Source organism: Niastella koreensis GR20-10, from assembly GCF_000246855.1.
Classification (GTDB): domain Bacteria; phylum Bacteroidota; class Bacteroidia; order Chitinophagales; family Chitinophagaceae; genus Niastella; species Niastella koreensis.
The window spans coordinates 293,895-318,258 of sequence record NC_016609.1 but is presented as its reverse complement, the minus strand read 5'-3'; the positions used below and the strand labels follow the sequence as shown (position 1 = coordinate 318,258).

At 45.6% G+C, this 24,364-nt stretch carries 18 protein-coding genes; 7 read left to right on the top strand and 11 right to left on the bottom strand.

Annotated elements, in window-relative coordinates; genetic code table 11:
* Positions 1 to 27: 27 nt before the first annotated feature.
* Both NIAKO_RS01255 and NIAKO_RS01250 read right to left on the bottom strand, forming a co-directional pair.
* Positions 28 to 1,503, bottom strand: coding sequence for a M28 family metallopeptidase (locus NIAKO_RS01255; RefSeq protein ID WP_014216570.1), 1,476 nt, complete (start codon positions 1,501 to 1,503; stop codon positions 28 to 30).
* Between the two features lie 99 nt (positions 1,504 to 1,602).
* The gene (locus NIAKO_RS01250; RefSeq protein WP_014216569.1) at positions 1,603 to 3,213 is read right to left on the bottom strand and encodes an OmpA family protein; all 1,611 of its coding nucleotides are present in this window, start codon (positions 3,211 to 3,213) and stop codon (positions 1,603 to 1,605) included.
* Positions 3,214 to 3,555: 342 nt separating this feature from the next.
* Here NIAKO_RS01250 and NIAKO_RS01245 point away from each other — a divergent pair, with 342 nt between their 5' ends.
* The 3 genes from NIAKO_RS01245 (at position 3,556) to NIAKO_RS01235 (ending at position 10,002) form a co-directional block, all read left to right on the top strand.
* The gene (locus tag NIAKO_RS01245; protein ID WP_014216568.1) at positions 3,556 to 4,749 is read left to right on the top strand and encodes an acetyltransferase domain-containing protein; all 1,194 of its coding nucleotides are present in this window, start codon (positions 3,556 to 3,558) and stop codon (positions 4,747 to 4,749) included.
* Positions 4,750 to 5,176: 427 nt separating this feature from the next.
* Positions 5,177 to 8,356: a SusC/RagA family TonB-linked outer membrane protein gene (locus tag NIAKO_RS01240; protein WP_014216567.1), complete on the top strand. Its 3,180-nt coding sequence runs from the start codon at positions 5,177 to 5,179 to the stop codon at positions 8,354 to 8,356.
* A 17-nt stretch (positions 8,357 to 8,373) separates the two neighbouring features.
* Complete coding sequence (locus tag NIAKO_RS01235; protein WP_014216566.1) at positions 8,374 to 10,002, top strand: RagB/SusD family nutrient uptake outer membrane protein; 1,629 nt, start codon at positions 8,374 to 8,376, stop codon at positions 10,000 to 10,002.
* Between the two features lie 70 nt (positions 10,003 to 10,072).
* Here the strand turns inward: NIAKO_RS01235 and NIAKO_RS01230 are convergent, their stop codons facing one another.
* The 7 genes from NIAKO_RS01230 to NIAKO_RS01200 form a co-directional block, all read right to left on the bottom strand.
* Complete coding sequence (locus NIAKO_RS01230; RefSeq protein WP_049815451.1) at positions 10,073 to 10,888, bottom strand: CheR family methyltransferase; 816 nt, start codon at positions 10,886 to 10,888, stop codon at positions 10,073 to 10,075.
* A gap of 26 nt (positions 10,889 to 10,914) precedes the next feature.
* On the bottom strand, positions 10,915 to 12,564 hold the full coding sequence (locus NIAKO_RS36285) for a methyl-accepting chemotaxis protein (protein WP_014216564.1): 1,650 nt from the start codon (positions 12,562 to 12,564) through the stop codon (positions 10,915 to 10,917).
* Positions 12,565 to 12,573: 9 nt separating this feature from the next.
* Positions 12,574 to 14,352, bottom strand: coding sequence for a methyl-accepting chemotaxis protein (locus NIAKO_RS01220; RefSeq protein WP_014216563.1), 1,779 nt, complete (start codon positions 14,350 to 14,352; stop codon positions 12,574 to 12,576).
* A 38-nt stretch (positions 14,353 to 14,390) separates the two neighbouring features.
* Positions 14,391 to 14,867, bottom strand: coding sequence for a chemotaxis protein CheW (locus tag NIAKO_RS01215; RefSeq protein WP_014216562.1), 477 nt, complete (start codon positions 14,865 to 14,867; stop codon positions 14,391 to 14,393).
* Entirely contained in the window at positions 14,864 to 16,516 is a 1,653-nt protein-coding gene (locus tag NIAKO_RS01210) for a chemotaxis protein CheA (RefSeq protein ID WP_014216561.1), read from the bottom strand. The genes NIAKO_RS01215 and NIAKO_RS01210 overlap by 4 nt, the downstream gene beginning before the upstream one ends.
* Entirely contained in the window at positions 16,517 to 16,879 is a 363-nt protein-coding gene (locus NIAKO_RS01205) for a response regulator (RefSeq protein ID WP_014216560.1), read from the bottom strand.
* A 222-nt stretch (positions 16,880 to 17,101) separates the two neighbouring features.
* Positions 17,102 to 17,764 carry an XRE family transcriptional regulator gene (locus NIAKO_RS01200; RefSeq protein ID WP_014216559.1) on the bottom strand — a complete coding sequence of 221 codons (663 nt, stop codon included), beginning with the start codon at positions 17,762 to 17,764 and terminating at the stop codon, positions 17,102 to 17,104.
* A 114-nt stretch (positions 17,765 to 17,878) separates the two neighbouring features.
* Here NIAKO_RS01200 and NIAKO_RS01195 point away from each other — a divergent pair, with 114 nt between their 5' ends.
* Complete coding sequence (locus tag NIAKO_RS01195) at positions 17,879 to 18,085, top strand: hypothetical protein (RefSeq protein ID WP_014216558.1); 207 nt, start codon at positions 17,879 to 17,881, stop codon at positions 18,083 to 18,085.
* A gap of 358 nt (positions 18,086 to 18,443) precedes the next feature.
* On the opposite strand, the gene NIAKO_RS01190 is transcribed toward NIAKO_RS01195, so the two are convergent.
* Positions 18,444 to 19,103 (bottom strand): LexA family transcriptional regulator, encoded by a 660-nt coding sequence (locus tag NIAKO_RS01190; RefSeq protein ID WP_014216557.1) that lies wholly within the window; start codon positions 19,101 to 19,103, stop codon positions 18,444 to 18,446.
* Between the two features lie 404 nt (positions 19,104 to 19,507).
* On the opposite strand from NIAKO_RS01190, the gene NIAKO_RS01185 reads away from it, so the two are divergent.
* The 3 genes from NIAKO_RS01185 (at position 19,508) to NIAKO_RS01175 (ending at position 21,675) form a co-directional block, all read left to right on the top strand.
* Positions 19,508 to 19,876, top strand: coding sequence for a helix-turn-helix transcriptional regulator (locus tag NIAKO_RS01185; protein ID WP_014216556.1), 369 nt, complete (start codon positions 19,508 to 19,510; stop codon positions 19,874 to 19,876).
* A 491-nt stretch (positions 19,877 to 20,367) separates the two neighbouring features.
* Positions 20,368 to 20,799, top strand: coding sequence for a hypothetical protein (locus NIAKO_RS01180; RefSeq protein WP_014216555.1), 432 nt, complete (start codon positions 20,368 to 20,370; stop codon positions 20,797 to 20,799).
* A 438-nt stretch (positions 20,800 to 21,237) separates the two neighbouring features.
* Entirely contained in the window at positions 21,238 to 21,675 is a 438-nt protein-coding gene (locus NIAKO_RS01175; protein ID WP_014216554.1) for a hypothetical protein, read from the top strand.
* A gap of 64 nt (positions 21,676 to 21,739) precedes the next feature.
* On the opposite strand, the gene NIAKO_RS01170 is transcribed toward NIAKO_RS01175, so the two are convergent.
* Positions 21,740 to 24,358: a zinc-dependent metalloprotease gene (locus tag NIAKO_RS01170; RefSeq protein WP_107685511.1), complete on the bottom strand. Its 2,619-nt coding sequence runs from the start codon at positions 24,356 to 24,358 to the stop codon at positions 21,740 to 21,742.
* Positions 24,359 to 24,364 lie beyond the last annotated feature (6 nt).

Genomic DNA, 24,364 nt, shown 5'->3' with positions numbered 1-24,364 from the left:
ACGACAAAAAGGCCCGAAAGGCAGCTGTTACCGTTCCAGTTTAAAGCCTGGTTCCAGGCGTGGCCGGTTGGCTGCATTGGCTACGCTAAAACCGGTGGCATACATCCAGCGGGTCATCTTTGTTAGCTTTTCTATATTAATAGTAGCAGCTTCATCGCCGGGAGTATGGTACAACGGATGAGGCAACGTACTGAAAAAAATGGCGGGAATATTCTTTCTCGCATACGGCAAATGATCGCTGCGGAAATACCAGAGCTCATGGTGGGAGGCTTTATCCCATGTCGTATCCAGCTTGAACTTCGGCCCTTTCGCATTCTCCTGCAAAGCTATTTTCACCAGGTCGCCTGAATTCAGGTGCGGCGGAACAACGCCGAGCAAAGCGGCACTGTCAGGATTGTTCATCCCGATCATATCGCCATTCAGCACTGCTACCAGCGACTCGCGCGGCACCGTAGGATGTTCGGCAAACCAGGTTGAACCAAACAAACCCCGCTCTTCCGAGCCATGCCATACAAACAGGGCGCTGCGTTTGCCCGGTTGCTGATGAAAAGCGCGGCCAATGGCCAGCAGGGCCACACTAACGGTAGCATTGTCATCGGCCCCATTGAAAATACTATCTGTTGCACCTTCAATATTGCGTACACCATCATGGTCCTGGTGACCACTGAACAATACATATTCTTTTGAGAGCATCGCATCTGTGCCTTTTACTTTGGCCACCACATTCACCGAGGGATAAGTAAACAATTCGGTATAGATGGCTGCGTCCAGGTGTTGCCCGGGTTTACGTACCAGGTCAAGCGCTTCTTTTCGCACCCAGATAATAGGAATATCTTTTAACAACCGGCGGCTGGGGAACATGCTGCCTTCTATCTGGTAAGAACCGCGGTTTGAATATTGGGTGGCGCGGGGAAATGCCTGCTCAGCCAGATCGTCTGATACAAACAGAATCGCTTTTACGCCTTTGGCCGCCAGCTTACGGGCCCAGGCCGAGATCACAAATGCATTATAACGCCAGGGAATACTTTTGCGTGGGTCGGTTAATCCCTGCGGCGTAAACTGCAGGGCCACCACTTTTCCTTGTATGGTTGCTTCGGCAACGGTATCGGGGTTTTCTATAAATACGATCGGCGCGTTTACAGTGGCAAAGGCAGGTTCGTACACCACTACATCTTTCCACAAATTGAACGACCGGTCACCGATCTTTACTGTACTGCGATCACTTACCCGTTCCCGGTTCAGGGAAAAGAATTGAAAATAGGTGCCATCATCACCAGCAGGTTCCAACCCGGCTTTGCGTGCTTCTTCTGCCACCCATACTGAAGCCTTTAATTCATCCAGCGTACCGGCCTCCCGCCCTCTGAAATGATCATCGGCCAACGTAAACAGGTCGCGTTTCAGATCAGCCTGTTTAATAGCTTCTACAGGCGCTTTTTTCGTTTGCGCAACACTTATATAGGCGCCCAGTAAGGTAACAGCGAGCAAAGCAGCGAAGTTTCTCATGCCTGGTAATTTACCGGTAAATATAAAAAAGAAAGGTGAGTTACCACCCAGGGGTAACTCACCTTCATTATCGCATTAGCACATTAGCTGATTATCACATTAGTTTTTCAGGATTTTAAACTCAACACGACGGTTCAGCTGACGGCCTTCATCGGTTTCGTTCGTGGCCACCGGCATGCTTTCACCATATCCTTTCGAGGTGATCCTGCTGGCAGGAATGCCTTTCGAGATGATGTATTGCACGCACGATTTGGCACGATTGTCAGACAGCCGGAAGTTATAGTCGTCAGAACCCTTGCTATCCGTGTGGGCGCTCAACTCAATTTCAATGCTTGGGTTATCTTTCAGCAATTTAACCACACGGTCCAGTTCAACATCCGATTCCGGACGCAGGTCCCATTTGTCGAAGTCGAAGAACACGTTGTTCAAACGAACCACCTGGCCAATTTCAATGGGCACCAGGTACAGGTCTTTATGAATTTCCTTGAAGCCCGCCTTCACCATCGAGTCGAGGTTCAGGTTCTCGGAAATTGCAAAGAATTTATCGGCGCTGGCGCGAATACTGTAGTTCTTATCGTAAGGCAATACAATTTTGAAAGCGCCATCGGTTGGGCTCGATAAACCATTGCCGGCCTCTACCCCATCTGGCAGCGTTTCATAAATAAGCGATGCACTGAGCGGTTGTTTTGTTTTGGCGTTAAACACATTGCCGCTTACCAGAATCACCGGGTTTGGCTTTTCACGCTCCAGCAACTTTACCCGCACAATATCGCTTTCGCCATAGGTATCTTTATTGCTGGTCAGGTACGCATACTCTCCACCGGCATCCAGGGTAAAAAAGGCATCCCAACCTTCCGTATTGATGGGAGCGCCCAGGTTCACCGGCGTGCTCCATTTCGTCCAGGTTTTATCCAAACGTTTGGTCATGTAAATATCGTTATCGCCTAACCCACCGGGTTTGTCGCTGCTGAAATACATGGTAACGCCATCGGAAGCGATGTAGGGAGTCATTTCATTGCCGGGATAATTTATTTCCTTACCCAGGCTCTTGGGTTCCGTCCAGCTGCCATCGTCTTCATGAAAACAAACATAGAGGTCGTTATTAGGACTGCCCGGGTCGGGTGTCATGTATAATACCAATGCTTTCATGTCGGGCGACAGCGTAGCTCCCGACACCTGGCCATGATCGTATTTGTCGTATTTTTTAATATGCAGCATTTCCGGTTCACCCCAGCGGCCATCGGCCTGTTTGGTACAAAGACTTACGCCTTTGCCGAAAAATGCACCCCCGTTACCGAATGCTCCGCGGATCAGAATGCGGTTCTTATCGGGCGAGATCCAATACACAGCATTATACTGTGATGTATTGAGGGGATATTTTAAATGGCGGGCTTCCTTCCAAACACCGTTTGAATCCCGTTCGGCATACCAGATGTCCTGTGAATTGGGCACCGAGTTATACTTGGTATTGGCTGGATGGTTCTCACAGATAAAAAATAACAGGTTCCCGTCTGCCGATACGGTAGGACGTAATTCAGGAAGATCGGAGTTAATGTTCTCGCCTAAATTCTCGATCTTGATGATCGTGTTAGACGTAATAATGTTATCCTTTTGCGCTATTAATTTGCCCGTATCACTTTGGGCGGACATCTGCGCAGTAGCCTGTTGCAGGCACAAGGCCAGGGCCAGAAAGGGTACTACTCTTCTCACTAGGTATGGATTTAATTACCTAATAACGTACAATTTAGCTGCGGATTGCATGAAAAGGCAAAAAGGCAGGTTGCCAGGTACCGGTCGCCGGTTACCAGGTACCAGTTACCGGGGTTGCAATTAAATGCAGGCTGAAAAAAGGCAAACGGTTTGCATTAAGGGGCCGGAAACCGGTAACCGGTAACCGGCAACCAGGAACTGAAACACCACTCATACAGAATATTATTCTAAAGTGTATATTTTTTACTGAACTTTATTCTAACAATCCCTATCTTCACAGAACAGAGTACCACTGGCAGCTGCCCTAAGCTGTCCCTTTAACTTCATATCAATTTTTGTTACATGAGCCAACCTACTGCTATAGCCATGCCGGTTAAAAGTAAACGCCTTCAATCCATTGATCTGCTGCGGGGTACCGTTATGATCATCATGGCGCTGGATCACGTGCGCGATTATTTTCATGCAAGCGCTTTTTTATACGATCCTACCGATCTTACCAGAACCGATGTACCATTGTTCTTTACCCGGTGGATCACCCATTTTTGTGCGCCCATCTTTACTTTCCTTGCCGGCGCATCTGCCTTTTTGAATGGGACCAAAAAGACCAAAAATGAATTATCCGTCTTTTTACTTACCCGCGGCCTGTGGCTGGTAATTGCTGAAATCCTGATCGTTACCCTGGGCTGGACGTTCAATCCCGAATACCCGGTGCTGATCCTGCAGGTTATCTGGGCGCTGGGCGTTAGTATGATCGTGTTGGCCGGAATGATCTATCTGCCATTGACGGCTATCCTGGTTATTGGGCTGGCATTGATCGGCGCCCACAACCTGATGGATGCTCCGCCGGGTGACCATCCTGTTTCATTCCTGATGGCTGCCATTCACGAACAACACATTATACCTACGAAGCCAGTCATTATGATGGGTTACCCCGTTACTCCCTGGATTGGTATTATGATGGTGGGTTATGCATTCGGCCAGTTGTACCTGCCTACGTTTGATGCCGGTAAAAGAAGAAAGCTGTTGATTGGGCTGGGATTGAGCGCCATTGCGTTGTTCATTATCATTCGTTTTATCAATATGTATGGCGATCCGCATCCCTGGTCTGTACAAAAAGATCCGGTATTTACGGTCTTGTCGTTTTTAAATACCACCAAGTATCCACCATCTTTATTATATATCTTAATGACGTTAGGCCCTGCGCTGTTATTCCTGGCGTTTGCAGAAAAGCCATTGAACAAACTTTCAGAAAAAGTGGTGGTGTTTGGCCGTGTGCCCATGTTTTATTACCTGTTGCATATCTATTTAATTCATATCCTGGCAGTAATTGCGGCGGCTATCTCAGGCTTTAAATGGAGCGATATGGTATTAACGGGCTGGGTAAGCATGAACAGCCAGTTGAAAGGTTTTGGGTACAGCCTCGCCTTTGTGTATATATTATGGATCTTAATTATTGTGGGAGTGTACCCGCTTTGCAAACGGTACGATGCTTATAAACAGGCCAACCGTACAAAGTGGTGGCTGAGTTATATATAATTTCGTAGATTAGACCTGTCAGGTTCGCAGCGGCAAGCTGGTAACTCAGATTATAATAGCGGACCTGACAGGTCTAAAACTACTATCATGGCAAAGTCTGCCAACAAAACAACAGAGACCGCAAATACCAATTCAGTAAAACACCTGCAAAAAAAATATCCTACCTAAAGTTCACCCCCATTGTAATCTGCCTGTAATCATTCAACTGCCAATGCAGCAGTTGCGAACACTTGTTTGTCCATAGTAAAGCGACCCTCCGCTCCTCCAGGCAAAAATTACCCGGCTAACCTCGTATCAAAACTTCATTACAAGATCCTGCCCTGATTATATACCCAAAACGGAACCTGACATCAGGTAATGGAAAAGCTATATCCCGGGCTTTCCATTACCAGCGGCACTGTATTGTCTAATCAAACATACACTCACCATGAGAAAAACCATTTCAATACTGCTAATGATGGGTATGCTTGCTTCAGCATACGCACAAACGAAACCGGTAAGCGGAAAAATTACCGATGCCTCCGGCACACCACTTCCAAGCATTTCAGTCATTATTAAAGGAACGTCATCAGGCACCACTTCGGGCGGCGATGGCAGCTTTAAACTAACGGTTCCCGAAAATGCCACTCTGGTATTTACAGGGGTTGGTTATGAACCCATCGAAATGAGTGTACGAAACCGTGCCACGTTCAACGTGCAGTTATCGCCCGAAATAAAATCGCTCAGCGAAATAGTAGTAACCGGTACCGGGGTGGCTACGGAAAAAAAGAAATTGTCGATCGATGTAGCCAGCGTGGGTAAAAAAGACCTCGCGCCATCGGCCATATTATCCATCGACCAGGCATTGATAGGTAAAGTTGCCGGCGCACAAATACAAACCAATTCGGGCGAGCCCGGACAAAAAGCGAATATCATTCTTCGTGGCATCAACTCACTGGGTTCTTCCACTCCCATTATACTGGTTGATGGGGTGCAGGTAACAGACATAAACGGGCTCGATGTTTCCAACGTGGAGAAAGTTGAGATCGCCAAAGGTCCTTCTGCGGGGATGCTGTATGGCGCACAGGGCGCCAATGGCGTTATCCAGATCTTCACCAAAAAGGGCAGCAAGAACAAACCTTTGTCAATCACGTTGATGTCGAAAGTAAGTATTGATAACGTTCTTTTGGGAAAAGACAAAACCCTTAGCGCCAAATACCACCACTTTACCCAGGATGGTAATGGCAATATTCTCGATCGCAATGGCGCCATCTTAAAACCCGACTCGCTTGGGATGTGGCCCGAACCGGCCGAAGATGATTTCAATACGAACTACGATCTGAAAAATGATAAAACCTATCCGGCCAACATGCCCCTGTATAATCACCTGGAACAGGCATATCAAACAGCCACGTCAACCTCCAATTCCTTAGGCATAAGCGGGGGTGGCAATAAAACAGATTATTCATTTACGCTTTCGCATATCGACCAGCAAAACGTATTGAATAACCACCTGCGGCGAACCAACCTTTCCGCCAACCTGGGTTTTGAATTGTTCAAAGGATTTACCGCACGCAACAGCACACAAATGATCCTGCAGGATGAAAACCTGTTATCCGGCACCTACAATGTTTCTTCACGCATTTTGTTTAATGTAGATGACCTGTTCAAGGGCACCAATAACAACCGGTTTGAAATGATCAACTCCTATCCCTGGATCGATTTTAAATCAAAATATCCGGGTACTGATCTTACTGTTGTACGCCCGAGAGATGAAAACCAGCGAAACGTTTTATCGGAACCCGACTGGCACTCCCGTTACAGTAAGGATAGCCGCCTCATTAATAACAGCAACCTGAATTATAAATTCCCGCGTTTTGTTGAACTCGATTTCAAGTATGGGATAGAGTTATGGAACTCCGATTTCCAGGACCTGTACAAGAACCAGGAAGCTGCTCCACAGGTTGACCTGGCTTTCTGGGGAAATACCGCCGAGGGATCTGTACGTGACGACCACGCGAAATCGACTTATCAAAATGCCTTGTCTACCATTTATGTAAGAACCGATTTCAAGAAAGATTTCAAGATCGATCTGCCCATTACTACCACTACCCAGTTTTCATACGACTGGCGTAAACTGGAATACAATTCCTTCTTTGCCCAGGGTGTTAATCTGCCGCAATACCCGCCTGCCAACATTTCTGCAACCGCGGTAAAAACCAGTGGCGATGGCAGCCTGGAGTATATAACATTCGGTTACCTGGTAAATCAAACCATCGACTTCGGCAGCCTGTTTGGGGTTACCGGTGGTTTTCGCAGCGATTACAACTCGCAATTTGGCGATCAGAAGAAACCTTTCACCTTCGGCAGGGGAACCGCTTATTTCAGACCATCTGAACTAATGAATGTAGCCCAGCTTCCTGAATGGAAAATACGCGCGGCCTATGGCGCTGCCGGTATTCCACCCAATGAATTTGATGGCGAATATTATTCGCGCCAAACCACACTTGGCTCAACCCAGCTGGGAGAAGGGGTTGGCCTTTACCTGCCCAATATTCTTGGAAATAAAAACCTGCAGGTACAGCAAGTGAAGGAAACAGAAATCGGAACTGATCTCACCATTCTTCCTGGTTCAAAAGAATGGTTCAGTAAGATCAGCGTATCGTTCACCTACTGGAAAAAGAACAACAAAAACAATATTCAATATGTTGACCTCCCTCCTTCCAGCGGCGCCCAACAGATCAGGGATAATTTAATTGACCTTACCGTAAAAGGCGCTGATGCGAGCCTCGATGCCGGCATCTTCACCAATAAAAAAGTTGACTGGCAACTGGGTGTGCGGTTTGGCACTTTCAAAACAAAAGTTGACAGGGTGGCCAATGGCCGCGACTTTGTAAATGGATTGTTTATTGTGAAAGAAGGCGAATCGCTGGGTAATTTTTATACTTCCACCCCTTTAAGAAGTATTGACCAAACCCGCCAGTCGGATAAAAGCAGGTACATTCCCGAGGCCAATGCATCGCAATACGAGATCGTTGATGGAGTGGTAGTGAACAAGACCACCAAACGGGCGGTGCTTACCGATGCTACCGACCAATACCTTAGCGGCAACGCCTATCCTGATTTTACCATGTCGTTTATTAACAATGTTACCCTGTGGCAAAAACTGACCATCTCCATGCAGTGGGACTGGTACCATGGCAACGACATCTACAATCTTACCCGGCAATGGATGTACCGCGACCGGCTGCATAAAGACTTTGACAAGTCAATTACTATCAATGGACAAACGGGCGCCTTTGTAAACTTCTACAACAGCATGTATAATAGTGTGCAACGAACAGGCTGGTTTGTTGAAGGGGGATCGTTTATGCGCATGCGGGACCTTACCCTCATCTATCAATTAGGAAATGTGATAAAAATTGATTGGGTAAAAGGATTGGCGTTAACCGTCTCGGGCAGGAACCTGATCACCATTACAAAATATGAAGGCCTCGACCCTGAGGCTACCTCGGCTCAGGATAGCCAGGGTAACCGCTCAGTAGGCGCCGGATCCAGTATCGGGGTGGATTATTTTTCGATCCCCAACCTGCGCTCCTACCAGTTTGGTATTAACCTTCAATTCTAACCATTAATCTACTTGTTATGAAACGATACCTCATATATATATTCAGCATGGCCATTGTTTCGGGGGCCTGTAAAAAATCAACACTCGAGTTAAACAATCCCAACCAGCCTGTACCCGAACTGTCGTTAACAACCGAAGCCGGGTTAAAGAACTTTTCATTGGGTATTCTTCAAAAAATGATGGCCGATGTGCCGGGCGAAGGCAAAACCAATATTTTTCATATAGCCCTTACCAACCACAGCATCATGGGTGATGAAGCCTATTGCCCGTATGGTAATTATGGTTTCCGCTGGGTTAACCAGGTGTATAAGATCACTTTGCCGGGCGGTAAGGTGATCACCAACCCCAATACGGTGGATCAAAAAACACAACTGCAGGGATTTAATTCAAGGGGATCGGGTGAATTGAATGCCTTTCAATACGAATGGGCCAGCTGTTATTATATTATTGCACAGGCCAACTACCTGCTAACCGCCTTGGATAACCCGGCGCTGAAACTCAGCGGCGATGCTACCAATAAAATAAACATCTTCAAAGCATGGGCACAGTGGTGGAAAGGGTATGCTTACTCGCGCATTGGTTCCATGTACCTGGCAGGTATTATCACCAATACCGCCGGCGCCACCAATGGCGATTTTGTTGATCATACCGCCATCATGACCGAAGCCAACAATGTACTGAATAGCTGCCTCACTACTTTAAATTCGGTAAATGCCACAGCCGACTATACCGCCATCATGACGGCGATAGTTGCCTCCTTCAACGATAATAAACAAGTGGTAACACCCGATATGTGGAAACGGCAGATCTATTCACTACAGGCGCGCAATTTAATGGTGAATAAAAAAGTAACTGCTATGACGCCTGCCGACTGGCAACAGGTTATTTCCCTTGCCAACCAGGGTATACAGTCTACCGACAATGTTTTCCAGTTTGGGATGGACCCCAGCGGTACCAACGATGTATCGCTCGGGCAATTTCATCCTTACTTCTATATTGGCGAAGTAGTGCAATTCACCTTTGCCAGCGAACGATTGCTACAGGATTTTAAACCCAATGACAACCGGGCTGCAATCGGGTTCACCCCTTTTCCTGTTCCCAAGGTAAACGAAAGGGGCCGGGGTTTACAATTTGGTACCCGCTGGGACCCGGTCTTTATTGAAAACGGAGGCCTGTATGCCACCGGCAATAATAAAGGCACGGTGCCCTGGGCTTGCAGTTATGAAGAAAATCAATTGATGAAGGCAGAAGCGTTGATGCGTACGGGTAGTACCGAAGCCGGGTTACAAATAGTAGATGCAGTACGCGATTTTCAGCATTCCGGTTTAGCGCACGTAGCAGGTACCGGGTTAACTGCTCCGCAGGCGTTGGAAGAGTTCAGAAAGGAAAGAAGGGTAGCGCTGTTTTTGTGGGGCACTGCATTTTATGATGCGCGTCGCTGGGGAGTAACCCAACCGGCTGCACAAGGCGGTGGCAGGGCCAATGCCATTGTAATTGTTCCCGGAAATTTATTAACACCTGCTCAGCCCGGCTCAATACCAACCCCGTGCTTTATGGAATATAACTATATGGATTATTGGGATGTGCCGCAGAATGAAATTGATTTTAATACCCCTGGCAGTTCAAGTCCGCCACTGAAGAATTAATAAGTATTGCGACCTGTCAGGTGTACCATTACATTCCGCTTTATCAGTTTGTTGAAGTACACCTGACAGGTCACTTTTTTAATACCGTAGGTTGAACCGGCGTTAACGTCAATTGCATATTGGAAACTGTTTCCGAATGACCCAGGAACAAATACCCGCCAGGTTTTAATTTCTCCGCCAGTTTATTGATCACAGCACACTGCGTGGCCTTGTCAAAATAAATGAGCACATTGCGGCAGAAAATTACATCAAACTTATTGTGCACGTCATAAGTATCATCCATCAGGTTAAGCCGTTTGAAATCTGTTCTTGCCCGGGTTTCCGCATTGATGCGAATGGTTTGTTTGGCCCGGTCGCGGCTGCGCAGCAGGTATTTCTTGCGCAACCACATGGGAATATCCGCAATGCGATCCTCTGCATATACCGCTTCAACCGCTTTTGCCAACATGGTTAACGATACATCGGTGCCGGTGATGTGATAGTCGGTACCGCTGATCATTTCGGTAAATTCCTGCAACACCATGGCCAGGCTATACACTTCTTCCCCACTGGAGCAACCGGCGCTCCACACTTTCAATTCTTTATAGCCATTATACCCTTCGCACAATTCGGGTAATACTTGCTGGGTAAGAAAATCAAAATGTGATGGTTCCCTGAAAAAATCTGTTTTGTTGGTGGTTACGGCATCCACCATATGCACCATCTCGTGCGACATGCCCTGCTCACTAAACAAATACTCACAGTATTCCTTATAAGATGCCATATTCAACGCCGCCAGTCTTTTTTGCAGGCGGCACTCCAGCATCACTTTTTTTGCTTCGGGCATTTTTATGCCGTAGGCATTGTTTATATATTCACTTAACCGGTTGAAATCTCGGGTTGTCATGGCTGGCTGTTTACTTTGTTCAAACCTCAATATTGCTCGTACTCACTATCCAGGTGGTCTTTCCGCGCCAGGTTAATTGACCATTGCTTTGCTTTTGGGTTTACTGGCCGGGTTGTTATACTTTTTGTAAAGGAACCATTTACCAGCGGTTGCTTTTTATTGGTGGTACCCATTACCGGTTTATGTATTTTGGAAGTATCTATCTTGAAGAACCCTATCGACTGCCGCAGCTGTTCAGCCTGTACCATCAACTCTTCTGAACTGGCGGCCACTTCTTCCGATACGGCTGCATTCTGTTGAATGATGGTGTTCAATTCCTGCAGGGCGCTGTTTATTTGTTCTGCATTAACAGTTTGCTCTTTGCCTGAAGTACTGATCTCTTTTACCAGCAGGGAAGTTCTTTCAATTTCAGGCACCAATGCCGACAGCAACTTTCCCGATCTGCCGGCAATGTCGATGCCCGATGAGGAGAGCTGGTTTATTTCATTGGCGGCCGACTGGCTACGTTCGGCCAGCTTTTTTACTTCTGAAGCTACTACCGCAAATCCCTTTCCCTGTTCGCCGGCGCGGGCCGCTTCAATAGCTGCGTTCAGGGCCAGCAAATTGGTTTGGCGGGCTATTTCGCCTATGATAGCTATTTTACCCGTGATGGTTTTCATGGACGATTCGGTACTGTTTACTGCCGTATTGCTTTCCATTATTTCAACAGCCGCCTTGCCGGCAATTTTCCCGGTGGCAAATGCATGCTCGTTATTCTGTTGAATATTCGCCGCCATTTCCTCCATAGAAGAAGCTACCTCTTCGGCGGAGGCCGCCTGTTCAGCAGCACCCACGCTCATCTGTTGCGATACGGCGCTTAACTGCTGACTGGCAGCAGTAATCGTATCTGCACCGGAGATAATACCATAAACGATCTCGCGCAGGTTGTTCACCATGTTACGAATGGCCAGTTGCAGTTCATCACCGGGGTGTTTGTTATAATCCACATCCAGGTTGCCTTCGGCAATTTTCTTTACCTGGTTTACCGAGCGGGTAATGGACGCAATAATCATATAGGAGATCAGTACTGCCACCAGCACGATCAACCCAAACAGGATGATCATATTACGATGACCGGTTGCATACATGTCTGCCGTGGAGGTTTCAATAGTGGCCAGCCGGGTTTTGTCTTTTCCTATAATAGTATCAAGAATAGTCACCGCTTCCGAGGCGGCATTTGCCGCCTCGTTCAACGACAGCTTCGATGCCTCGGCATTGCTTGCGGTTGTATTCAGGTCAACAGCCAGGTGTTTTATTTTATTCAGGTAGTCGAGGTAAATATTCCATTTAATTACAAAGCTGTTCAGATCGGTTTTGCTTTCATTATCCAGCAAACCCCGTACACTTTCTACGTACTGGTTAATGTCGGCGATCTTTTTATCGGCAGTCCGGCGCAGGTCCTGCAATTTTGCGGCATCCAGGTTCATACACATTTCCTTTTCCAGCTTTACCACGCAATCTGCTTCTTCCGAAATTTTTCCCAATTGTACAATTCGGTTCACATGGGTACTGATCACCGTGTTCAGCCAGTTGTTGAGGTCATAAGAATTCTTATTGCCCAGGTAAAATATGCTGCCGGCTAACAGTACCAGTACCAGGAAGCACCCAATCAGTTTTTGCTTTATAGTTAATAACATGGTCAGGGATTAATATTGTTCGTATTCGTTATCGAGGTGATCGCGGCCTTTCAATGCAAGGGATATTTTATGACCGTTTTGTTTTACGGGTTTCTGTTGAAAGGAATGGCCATTGGCGCCTGGCGGCTTCTTATACACCGGTTGTATGGCGGGTCTGAATTGGGCATGATCGCCGGTCTTGAAGAAATCAACCGCCTGCCGCAATTGTTCCGCCTGCACCATCAGTTCTTCAGAGCTTGCAGCCACTTCTTCCGATACGGCGGCATTCTGTTGTATTACATGATTCAATTCCTGCAGAGCGTTGTTTATTTGTCCGGCATTCACCGTTTGTTCTTTACCCGAAGTACTGATCTCTTTTACCAGTACCGATGTTTGTTCAATATCCGGGGCTACTGCAGACAGCAACTTGCCCGAACGGCTGGCTACATCTATGCCTGAAGAGGAGAGCTGGTTTATTTCATTGGCTGCCGCCTGACTGCGCTCAGCCAGCTTTTTTACTTCCGCTGCTACCACCGCAAAACCTTTACCCTGCTCACCGGCGCGGGCTGCCTCAATGGCTGCATTCAACGCCAGCAGGTTGGTTTGCCGGGCGATTTCACCAATGATAGTGATCTTGCCGGTGATCTCCTTCATGGATACTTCTGTGCTCTTTACCGCTTTGTTGGTTTCCATGATATCGATGGCTGCTTTCACCGCTATTTTTTCGGTAGTAAAGGCATGGCTGTTATTGTGCTGAATATTGGCAGCCATTTCTTCCATAGAGGAAGCCACCTCTTCGGCAGAAGCAGCCTGTTCTGTGGCGCCGGAACTCATCATTTGTGAGGCCGCGCTTAACTGCTGACTGGCTGAGGAAATCGTATCTGCGCCGGAAACAATGCCATTCACAATATCCCGCAACCGAAGCACCATGCTTTGTAAAGCAGTTTCCAGTTCTCCTTCCGGTTTATTACTTACATCTACGGTGAGATCACCTTCCGAAACCTTTTTTGCAATGGCTACACTCTTTTGCAGTTTACTGGTAGTAGTATTTATCTGGTCAAGCAACTGACCTATTTCATCTTTACGGTAATCATCAATATGGTTGCTGAAATCGCCCATGGCCAGCTTTTGCATAGCCATACTGGCTTTGGCCATGGAACGGGCGGTAGAAGTAATAATCACCAGTAACATGCTTAGCATAACAACAACCACCAGGATGAATGCGATCAACATATCCAGCTGGCCTTTTGTATACAGCGTGTTCGTATTTTCTTCTATGGTAGTAAGCTCGGCGCTGTTTCTCCGGATCAGCCTGTTCAGGCTGGCGGTAGCAGCTTCCAGCGAAACGGTGGATTCGTTTAAAATAATATCATATGCCTGGGCATTGCTTTGCGTTGTATTCAATTCACCCGCCAGGTGTTTCACCCGTTTATAGTCTTCGAGGTATATTTGATATTTCTGAAGAAACACCTCAAACTCCCGGTTCTCCTGCTCATCCATCACCATCTTTATTTTGCTGATGTTCTGATCGATGGACTGGATGGTGTTCTCTCCTTTTTCCTGTAGCTTATTTAACTTACCCCTTTCCTGCACCAGGTACAATTCTTTTTCGTTATTAGCCAACGCCTGCACGTCTGCGGCCAGTTTACCCGATAGCTCAATACACCGGGCATGGGAGGTAACCCCGGTTTTCACCCACTCATTCAGCTGATGGGTGTTTTTGTTGCCAAAGTAAAAGATGGTGCCAGACAGCAATACCATTACAGCACTGGAAATAATGAGGCGTTGCTTAATTGTAAGGGGCTTCATGTTCAGGGTATGGGATGTTAAATAATGTAGCAATATTATTAAGAGGCGGCAGCCAGGATGATCAGCTCATCAGCAGCAAATACTTTATCGGGGTCCAGAATCATGGCAAAGTTGTCGCCGGTGTTGCCCATTCCTACTATCAGCTCACTGTTACAAAAAGCACCAATACCGGTAAACGGTTGAATGTCGGCCTCCCGGATCTCGATCACCTCCCGCACCGAATCAACCAACACACCAACCAGCAAAGGATCCTTACCGGAACCTATGCCCATTACTATTATGCAGCTATCGATGGTAAACGGCGTATCGGCCATCCCAAACTTTATTCGTGCATCTATCACTGGCAGTATATTACCCCGTAAATTGATGACCCCGCGCATAAACAATGGCGACATGGGTACTTTTACAAGGGGCTTTATTTCCAGGATCTCCAGCACCCGGGTTACATTTACGGCAAACAACCCCGTGTCGAGCGTGAATGTTAAATAGGAGTCGGCCTGCTGCAGTACGTTCATATGGCTTTGCTTTTTTTATTGAGGGATTGTGCTATTACTTTATTGGTGTCAAGCACCAGGGCAATGTTGCCATCACCCAGAATGGTAGCGCCTGAAACGATATCGAGGTGATTGAAATACCGGCCCAGTGGCTTTAATACCGCCTGAAATTTACCGGCAATAAGATCAACCAGTAACCCGATCTTTTTCTCCCCATAATGAACGATCACTATTTCATGGCTTTGCGGGCCCGCGTCAAAGCCTTCCAGTTCTTGCTGTAAATTGATGAAGGGGATGGCTTGTTCATCGATCACCATTACCTGGGCAAATCCATTCATCAATTGCACCGATGACACTTCATGACAAATGTCTACGGCAGATAAAGGAATTACATAATCTGCGCCGTTTACTTTCACCAGCAGGCCATCGATTATTGATAATGTAATGGGTAATTGTATAATAACGGTAGTGCCTTCATGTTCAGTGGAGTAGATGGACACCTGGCCTTTGATATCGGCAATGCGGCGTTTTACCACATCCATGCCCACACCGCGGCCGGAGGTTTCTGTAATTTGATCGGCCGTTGAAAACCCGGGTACAAAAACCAGTTGCTGCAATTCTTTATCGCTTATTACATCGCTTTCGGCTATCAGGCCATTTCTAACAGCGGTTTTTCTGATCTTTTCTATATTCATGCCCTTGCCATCGTCCTGTATTTCCAGGTACACGTAGGCGCCGGCACAATAGGCTTTCAACACAATGCGGCCATGGCGGGGTTTGCCTTTTTGCTGGCGCAATTCAGGTTCTTCAATGCCATGGTCAATGCTGTTGCGCAATAAATGCATCAGGGGGTCCTGCAACCCCTCCATTATATTTTTATCAAGCTCTGTTTCGGTTCCTTCTGTTACAAAATCAATTTCTTTATGCAGTTCAGCGGCCAGATCGCGCACCATGCGGTGAAACGGCGTTACCATATTTTCAACTGGCACCATACACATGCTGAAAGCATTGTCGCGAATGCGGGTGGAAATTTTCTCCAGGCTTTCGGCTGCTGCTACCAGGTCGGGTTGCGGATGTTCGCTGGTAAGTACATTTAATTTAGCCTGTAAGGTGATCAATTCCGTTACCAGGCTCATCATGGTATCTAACCGTTCAACCGGTACCCTGATACCCGGGATAGCGGTTTTTCTTTTATAGATGGCAGTATCATCTGTAACAATAGTAAGCGGTTCGCCTTTATTTACGGTTTGCCCTTCAAAGGCAACCGGTTCCGATTCGCGGCTCTCCTCATTTGAGTAACTGATGATGGTTACTATATCATTCGTTAAAATGTCGTGGATATGCCTGTTGTTGTCACCAATTTGTTTATCGCCATTTAATAAACCCGATAAATGATCGAGGGACGCCAGCGTAATATTAATGATGACTGCAGATACTTTTAGTTTTCCTGCACGTACCAATTCGTAAATAGCTTCCAGGTGATGCGTAAAATCGGTTATTGTTCTGAAGCCCATCATGGCGCTGTTACCTTTCAGCGTATGCAGGTTACGAAACACCTGCTGTATCAGTGATGCATCGTCGGGATGCGTTTCCAGCAACAGCATTCCTTTTTCCAGCTCGGCCAGCAGCTCCAGGGCCTCTGAGGTATATTTGGCTTCAAACGGGTTCATTTAACCGATCATCTGTTTTACAGTGGAAACCAGTGTTTCATTCATCATGTCTTTCGACAATAAAGCATTGGCGCCCGATCTCTTTAAATAATCGGTGTCGCTGTTACTGTGCGAATCGAATAATACAATGGGAATGTGCTGGTAGGCAGCCTGCAGGCGAATGGAATGTATAAGGCCCAGGCCATCCAGCTTTGGCATATTCAGGTCGGTAATCACCAGGTCAATATGCTGGCCATCGAAGTGTTTTAATGCATCCTGGCCATCGATGCCGGCCAGGGTTGTATACCCTTCCTGTTCAAGGGTGAACCGGATCATTTGCACCACAAAATCGGAATCATCTACAACCAGTACGGTCTTATTCATAAAAGGATATTTGGATTTTATCAAAAGGGGTAGGGCTGTTATCTCAATTGTAAAATAACGTCATGGAGGGCGGTGCACCCTATTGATGTTACACCAAATATCAGGAGGTTACTGGTTTACATGTAGCGGTGTGGTATGTTACCACTAAGGGGGAACGAAGTATGAATAAGAGACTCAACAACTTATTTATTACGGGGCGGGGATATGGGTCAGGGTAAGCACTTATTTCATTATAACGGCTTCCACACTGAAGATGGCCAGTACATCTTCCATCTTCCTTACAATTTCGGGGTATTGGTTATTTTCCGCAATCAGGATAATGCTGTTGTTCTCAGCAGAGGGTTGAACGCGGCGCAAAAGGCCTTGCAGGTTTTTATCAACAATATAATAGTAATAACCGCCATTCAGAATTTTGGTGAAGCGTAGTTTTTTCAAAGCGATCCAGCTGCCACTTTTAAATTTTGGTTCCATGCTATCGCCGATTACGGCAATCACGCAATCAAAATATCCGATCACGGGCGCATCGATACGCCAGCCTACCAACATGGGTTTATCGTTGAGGGTGGTAATGCCGGGCGCTTTGCCATCGGCCAGCGGCAGGGCATCTTCATCAGTGGTAAGATAGATGCCGGTAAATAAAGGTTGGGCTGCCTGTTCGATTTGTTTACCGTTATTCGCTTTGGGTTCCTCGAATACGTAATCGGGCGTGCTTTCTACTTTATCCAGAAATTCAACCAGCTTGTTATACAAAGCAAAGTCACTGGGCTTGGTGCCCTTCTCCCATTTATACAGGTTTTCTTTTGAAATGCCGGTTGCTTTTGCAATAGCAGGCATTTTTATATTCTTCTTTTTACGAAGTTCTTTTAACCTATCGCCAATTTGCATTGATATCAGTCAATTAAGTGAGAAGAAGTAAGAAATTACACTTATAAAATATATAAAATGTAATATTTTCCATTACCTTTATAGAGCAAAATTACTGTACCAAATTAAGAAATAATGAAACTCAGCCAAAAAGCTTTAAAGGCAATCAATAATCCAGTTACCCGTCGCCGCCTGATGGATGTACTTGGCTGTACAGAGTTCACCATTGCCAGGTATATTCAAAAAAACAGCGACAATCTTACCAAAGCTGCTGCTTTACAGGTAATTAGGGAAGCAACTAAACTCCCCGATGAGGAAATACTGGAAGTAGAAACCAAATAACAATCATACAGATCCAGGCTCGCAACCAACCAACATCACTTTCCCGGCCTTTTTGGCCTGTTTTATAATTTATTCCACTAACCAGGATCAAATGGATAAAACGGGCCCAAGTATTCCATTGAGCCCGTTTTTTATCCGTATAGAAACGAAATTACACTGAACAGGAGGTGAAGCACCTGGATAACACTTTACCAGAGCAATGGTAAGAATGAGACCTCGAAAAGGATTTCCTCTTTCCTCCTATATAAAACAATAAAGCAATCGTGCTGTACTAAAAAGTGCAGAAAAAAAATTGAGTTTTTACTCAATTTGGGCAGGAATAATACCCAGTTGCCACCGAATATTAAGAAATTGTTACCTAAAACTTCCAGATTGCGGCCATTACGCGGAAAATGGCTTCGATGTGTTCCCATTGGCGTTGGGTAGGAGGAAACTTGTTCTGGTTGGGATTATCAGAAACCAGGCATAAACTGTTTTCGGTTTCGCCGGGGTATACCCTGCGTACATACCCCTGCCAGTTTTTATCGATGATGTAATAGTACCAGCCCCAGTCGAGAATGCGGTAATTGTTCAGCCGGCTAATGGCAACCCGGCAGCCACTGGTAAAGGTGGGCGCCATGCTTTCGCCGGATACTTCTATAATCCCTTCCACGGGGCCCAGGAAAGGCGCGTTTATCCGGTCTACGATCAGCTCCGGCTCATTGTTCGAGAACAGGATGGTTCCGGCAGCGGCCTTGCCATCAGTTTGGGGAATGGGCACGCGATTGTGGTTCAGGGGTAAGCGCATGGTGGCCGGTTTCCGGTACTCTATATCAAGCTGTTCTTCTTCCAGTTTGTTCTCCATTTTATCCAGGTACAACTTCAGCCTGAAATAGTCATTGATATCGCTGGGTTTGGTACCCTTTTCCCATTTGTACAGGGTTTCCTTGGCAATACCGGTAAGGGCTGCAATGGCGGGCATTTTAATCTTTGTTTGTTCCCGGAAGGCTTTCAGTCTTTGTCCAATATGATAATCCATCGATGCAAGGTTAACGGGTAAGGGTAAAACTTATTGATCGCGGTCAAATTAATTGTAACATTTTCCACATTTGTAACTTTATAAACTTAAATTCGTTACTTTACAATACAAATGTATTGATTATAATAACTTCCATCCAGGCTTCTTTTATTTTATTGATCCCTGTCATTCCCACTCATCCCATGCATCCCAAAATCCCAATCCGATTTTAATATTTTCTTAGAAATTTGACCTTTACCGTTAGCAGAAAAAAAACTACTTTTGATTCACTAGCAACTCCTCACAGCCCATTTCTGTCCGTCCTGTAAAACGTAACACTACTGGTATTTAGCTTGATATAGTACATGATCGATGCATCAGCGTTCAATATGCAGCATTATAAACCTTTATCTTAAAATTATCTTATGAACCAGAAACGTTTGAGGAGCACCTTTCTTGAGGCCATTCATTCCATTAAAGACTACATTGATCAACATCCGCTGGAAATTAAGACGATCTCAGCACTCATTCACAAAACCCATTCACAAATCGGCATCAATTTACTTCACCAGGGTTTCCGTCAGTTATACGGAACCGGGATCAAGGAGTATGAGATCAGAAAACGATTAGAAGCGGCCGCTTACCTGGTGCAAAAAGATGAACTAACCATGCAGGAGATCACGGCCAAATGCGGGTACAGCTCGCAAAGCTCCTTTGTACGGGCATTCAAAGAAGTACATGGTATTACACCCGGACAATGGCGTACCCGGCACGTTCCATTATTATTTTCGTAGAAATTCACGTGCCTTACTAAAGTGCGCGAAAAAAGCAAACAGCTTAAACTGGTTGCGTAAATTTGTATAACAGGGTTGGCCGAAAACCTGAAACAGAGTAGGCAGTATCATTAACTATTGAACCTTATTTTTATGATTAAGCTGAAAGCTGCGCCAGCAGTTAGGTATTCATGCTATGCAGGTTTTACTGTTATGGATTGTTGTTGTTTGATCCCGGAGCTTTTCCAACTTCATTAGGATCATTATTTACATGAAATGAAACAATGCTATTTGCTTTAGATCGGTGCAGAACCGATCAGGATCGTTGTTTGCCTGCAATGAACCCGTTACAGGTTGTTATGATCCGGAGCAGTACGATAATTAAGTGTACAAACGATTTCGAGACAATAAGCGTGGGATTTTGTATATAGAAAGTGCAAACAGAAGAAATCTACGGGTGTAAATTGTACCCCGGTTTACAAGAGCACCATTAACCATTTAAACTTTATACTATGAAAGTGTTACAACTTTCTTGTGTAGCGATTGCCTACCTTCTTGTTGGCGGATTTACGCCCAAACCATTAGCTACCCAAACCTATTATTACGTTTCGGGCACAGACTTTCAACGTATCGAACCCGCACATACCATTGAAATAGAACTTTGTCAAAGAAGCATGAATTGTACAGCTTTCACAGATATTAATAACTGGACCACAACAGCACAAGCTTTCAATCAAACTACTGATTATAGCAAGTTTATAGGGTCTATAACATTTGATGAAGAGTCTGTTGCAGACGGCGGTTCAGATGGTCAGCTTACTTTACAGGAAGCGTTGAATGCAATTTGCGCTCTATATCAGGCGACAACTCCTCATGCCATGCAAGCGTGTTATGATGTCGGAACTGCCAGAGTATGTATAACAGCCGCTGACGCGTGTCATTAATACAACAATGCAAACAGAAGAAACGATCGTGGAATTTTGTATAAAAAAAATGCAAACAGCGGAAATTATCGAATGTAAATTGCATACAAATAAATGCTAACGGAGTTAAGACGAACGATACATCAGCTACGGATTTATTCATCAGGAGCATTAATCAATAACAACGGCCTTTCTTGATCTATTATAGAAGGTTTTTAACAGTGGCTTGCTGTGCTGCCTTTTTTGTCTAATTGAGGCACCCTGCAGTAAGCATATCCGCCCCTCCCCCATTAACCCGAAATTGCATTTAATGTAATTCAACTTTATAAGCGAGATCATCCATTATTAAAATATTGTGCGCACTCCGCTGATCCTGGTGGCCACCCGGATCAGCAAAACAGGCCTAGCCGAAAACCTGTAACAGAGTAGGCATATCATTAATCAGTTAAATTTTATTTTATGAAATTGAAAGTAGTTTTAGCTTCTGCAGCAGTTGTTGCTATTGCCGTTGTAGCCTTTGCATTCACATCTAAAAAAGCTACCCAGACTTATTACTATATTTCTGGAACAGATAACCAAAGACTTGAACCAAACCATACTACAGAATCAGATCTGAGAGACAGAACCATTACTTCAGCTAACTTCACTGATGCAAGTAACTGGACGCTGACTCAACAAAGCTTTAATCAAACTTCAGATTATAGCAAATTTATTGGTTCAATCTCTTTCGATGAAGAATCAGTTGCCGACGGCGGTGCTGACGGTCAATTAACTCTTCAGGAAGCTTTGAATTCTGTTATGACACAGTATTCAAACCTTTCTCCTAATGCAATGCACGCAAGCTTTACAGAAGGAACTGCTGTTATCAACATTGTTGCAGCAGATGCAAAACACTAATAATAAAAAAGGCTGTCCTTCTTTGAAGGGCAGCCCTTTTTATTTATAATGATCTTAATTATGCTTATCTAAACATGTCCGTTTGTACCTCAACGCCTTCCCAGCACCCCTTGTTCTTTTGCCCTTGAACAGGAAGCGAGGTTGAATTAAACAGTGATCCCTGTTCCTGATCCCCGAATCCATTGAGCGCCCTCGAAGAAACCATCCTGGGCATTTCCGGCAACTCCTTTTTTTGAACATCGATGGATGCTTTCAACCGGTCTCTCAGATCTTCCAAATGCAACCTGGACTCCCGGTCTTTGTACACTGGCAATGCAGCGCATATTTTATTATACAGCCTGTTAATATGGTCCTGCATAATAGTAACACAATCATTCATTCCCATGTCGCCGACCTTCCCAAACCGAACTCCCTGGATTAACTTGGCTACATATACTTTTTGAACGTTCCGGCGGTACATGTCTATACTTTCATGTTTTTCCAGTTCCTTCCAGATACCACTCTCCAGGTCTGATAACAATTCATCATAATTGTATGACTTATCCTTTGGCTGGTTGGTTTCATTAAACACCAGCCAGTTCCACATAGCTGGTTCAACCAATCCATGTAAAAACCGTTCCTGGATCCAGAGCGTTTGAATGATGCCGCCACCGGAGCCTTTTGCAATTAAGGCTTTATTATTGAGCCAGGATGGCGTTTCAAATAACTGTTCATTAAAGAATTGTACGGCGCTTCTGATCCGCTGCCTGCTAGGATAGCTGAAAAAAGGTCCACCCTGTTCTACAGTCTGCTGCGTAATATACATATGACCTATGTTGAACATAACATGGTTCAAATAACGGTTATACTGGTTTATAACCTCCCGGTACATTTTTACAAGATCGGTATAGTCGCTATTAGGCGTTTTTGTCCATGCTTCCAGGTTGGCCACTACCCTTTGCAGGTTCCTGATGCCATAGCTGCCGGCTTTTACAGCATCATCACCCAAATCCTCAGCCTGGTTGCGGGGGTCAGGCGCACTGTTGTTCTCAAAAAAACATCTTTTGTCTTTAGCCAGTTGCGCAATGATCCATTTGTTCATGTAGGCCTTTTCATCGTCGATGGTCCTGAAACCGGGTAACCATCTATACCCCCATTCGATTGCCCAGTCATCATATACGCCAATACGGGGTACCAGGTCTTTCACTCCTATGCTATCTTCCGGCTGAGCAACATAATTGAAACGGGCATAATCCATTATCGATGGGGTATGTCCGTTAACATGCACATAGCTTTTGCTGCGCAAACTATCAACCGGTACCGACCAGGAAGCCGCGAAATTATGTTGCAGGCCAAGCGTATGCCCTACCTCATGTGTGCAAACCATTTTAATCAGTTGCCCCATTAAAGAATCGTCAAAGATCATTTTCCGTCCATTGGGGTCGTTGGGTGAAGCCTGTACAAAATACCAGTCGCGCAGGATCTGCTGCACATTGTGATACCAATTCACATGGCTTTCCAGGATCTCGCCTGAACGGGGATCACTTATTTGCGGGCCGCTTGCATTTTGAATGGCAGAAGCTTTATAAACGATCACATTATGCCTGGCATCATCTATGCTCCAACAGGTATCATCGGCAGGCGCTTCCCGCGCATAAACAGCATTTTTGAAGCCGGCCTTTTCAAATGACCGTTGCCAGGCATTTACGCCCTCGATGAGGTAAGGGACCCATTTTTTAGGGGTAGCCGGATCAATATAAAATACAATTGGCTTTTTAGGTTCAACCAGTTCTCCCCTTTGATATTTTGCAAGGTCCTCTTCCCTGGGTTCCAATCGCCATCTGGTGATCATATAATCGGCCCGAACCCCTTGTTGTGCATCATAGTTCCGGTATCCTCTTGAAAAAAAACCTACCCGTTCATCAAAGTACCGCGGCGTCATGGGCTCCCCTGGCAATAATACCAGTGAGGAGTTCAGTTCATACGTTAAAAGCTGATCGCCCAGGGTATAGGTCTTTATCGTTCTCACCTCGGTATTAAGCGGAAAAGAAGTGATCTTAACCGTATATGATTTATCGGGTTGCAGCCCGCCCAAACCACAGGACTTCTTTACCTGGGGATTAAAAAAGAAAACGTCGTTATCGCCATTGATATAATCAGTCACATCAATTACGGTCCCTTTGTCGTTTGGGGAAATTGCTTTGATCTCAAAAGAGGCTACAATAGGTTGCAGATTGGAATTGATAACAGACCGCAACAATCCGTTTTCGCTGCTATCATGTGAAACATCCAGGTACGAGATCCTGTTTATAAACAATTTATTATTGGGTCCTTTTGTAAACCGGATCACATTTTCACCAATCTCATCACCGGCATAGCCAAAAAAACCATCCAGTGGCCGTACGCCTGCTGCAGCCCTGCTTATTCTGTTTACCACCAGCAGATCTCTGTCAATCAAAGAATCCTGGATCTCAAAAAAATACCGCTCCTCTATTTTATGTACTTTTATCAATCCATTCTGGGAGATCGCTTTACCTGTAATAACATCTTTATAGGGTTTAAGAACTGTTCGTTTTACAGTAGTATCTGTTTTTACTACTGGCGCCTGCGCAGTTTGCGGAAGCAACGCCTGGGTTTTCGTGGTATTTCTTGAGCACGCTAACAGCACCATAAAGCCCATTACCGTCATCATCGTTTTTTTCATAGTAGA

Bases quoted from the DNA above. Each gene is read 5' to 3' on its own strand.
- NIAKO_RS01210 (WP_014216561.1), bottom strand. From the start codon at position 16,516: ATGAACCCGTTTGAAGCCAAATATACCTCAGAGGCCCTGGAGCTGCTG.
- NIAKO_RS01200 (WP_014216559.1), bottom strand. From the start codon at position 17,764: ATGCAAATTGGCGATAGGTTAAAAGAACTTCGTAAAAAGAAGAATATA.
- NIAKO_RS01195 (WP_014216558.1), top strand. From the start codon at position 17,879: ATGAAACTCAGCCAAAAAGCTTTAAAGGCAATCAATAATCCAGTTACC.
- NIAKO_RS01185 (WP_014216556.1), top strand. From the start codon at position 19,508: ATGAACCAGAAACGTTTGAGGAGCACCTTTCTTGAGGCCATTCATTCC.
- NIAKO_RS01170 (WP_107685511.1), bottom strand. From the start codon at position 24,358: ATGAAAAAAACGATGATGACGGTAATGGGCTTTATGGTGCTGTTAGCG.
- NIAKO_RS01205 (WP_014216560.1), bottom strand. From the start codon at position 16,879: ATGAATAAGACCGTACTGGTTGTAGATGATTCCGATTTTGTGGTGCAA.
- NIAKO_RS01190 (WP_014216557.1), bottom strand. From the start codon at position 19,103: ATGGATTATCATATTGGACAAAGACTGAAAGCCTTCCGGGAACAAACA.
- NIAKO_RS01230 (WP_049815451.1), bottom strand. From the start codon at position 10,888: ATGACAACCCGAGATTTCAACCGGTTAAGTGAATATATAAACAATGCC.
- NIAKO_RS01220 (WP_014216563.1), bottom strand. From the start codon at position 14,352: ATGAAGCCCCTTACAATTAAGCAACGCCTCATTATTTCCAGTGCTGTA.
- NIAKO_RS01235 (WP_014216566.1), top strand. From the start codon at position 8,374: ATGAAACGATACCTCATATATATATTCAGCATGGCCATTGTTTCGGGG.
- NIAKO_RS36285 (WP_014216564.1), bottom strand. From the start codon at position 12,564: ATGTTATTAACTATAAAGCAAAAACTGATTGGGTGCTTCCTGGTACTG.
- NIAKO_RS01180 (WP_014216555.1), top strand. From the start codon at position 20,368: ATGAAAGTGTTACAACTTTCTTGTGTAGCGATTGCCTACCTTCTTGTT.
- NIAKO_RS01215 (WP_014216562.1), bottom strand. From the start codon at position 14,867: ATGAACGTACTGCAGCAGGCCGACTCCTATTTAACATTCACGCTCGAC.
- NIAKO_RS01255 (WP_014216570.1), bottom strand. From the start codon at position 1,503: ATGAGAAACTTCGCTGCTTTGCTCGCTGTTACCTTACTGGGCGCCTAT.
- NIAKO_RS01175 (WP_014216554.1), top strand. From the start codon at position 21,238: ATGAAATTGAAAGTAGTTTTAGCTTCTGCAGCAGTTGTTGCTATTGCC.
- NIAKO_RS01240 (WP_014216567.1), top strand. From the start codon at position 5,177: ATGAGAAAAACCATTTCAATACTGCTAATGATGGGTATGCTTGCTTCA.
- NIAKO_RS01245 (WP_014216568.1), top strand. From the start codon at position 3,556: ATGAGCCAACCTACTGCTATAGCCATGCCGGTTAAAAGTAAACGCCTT.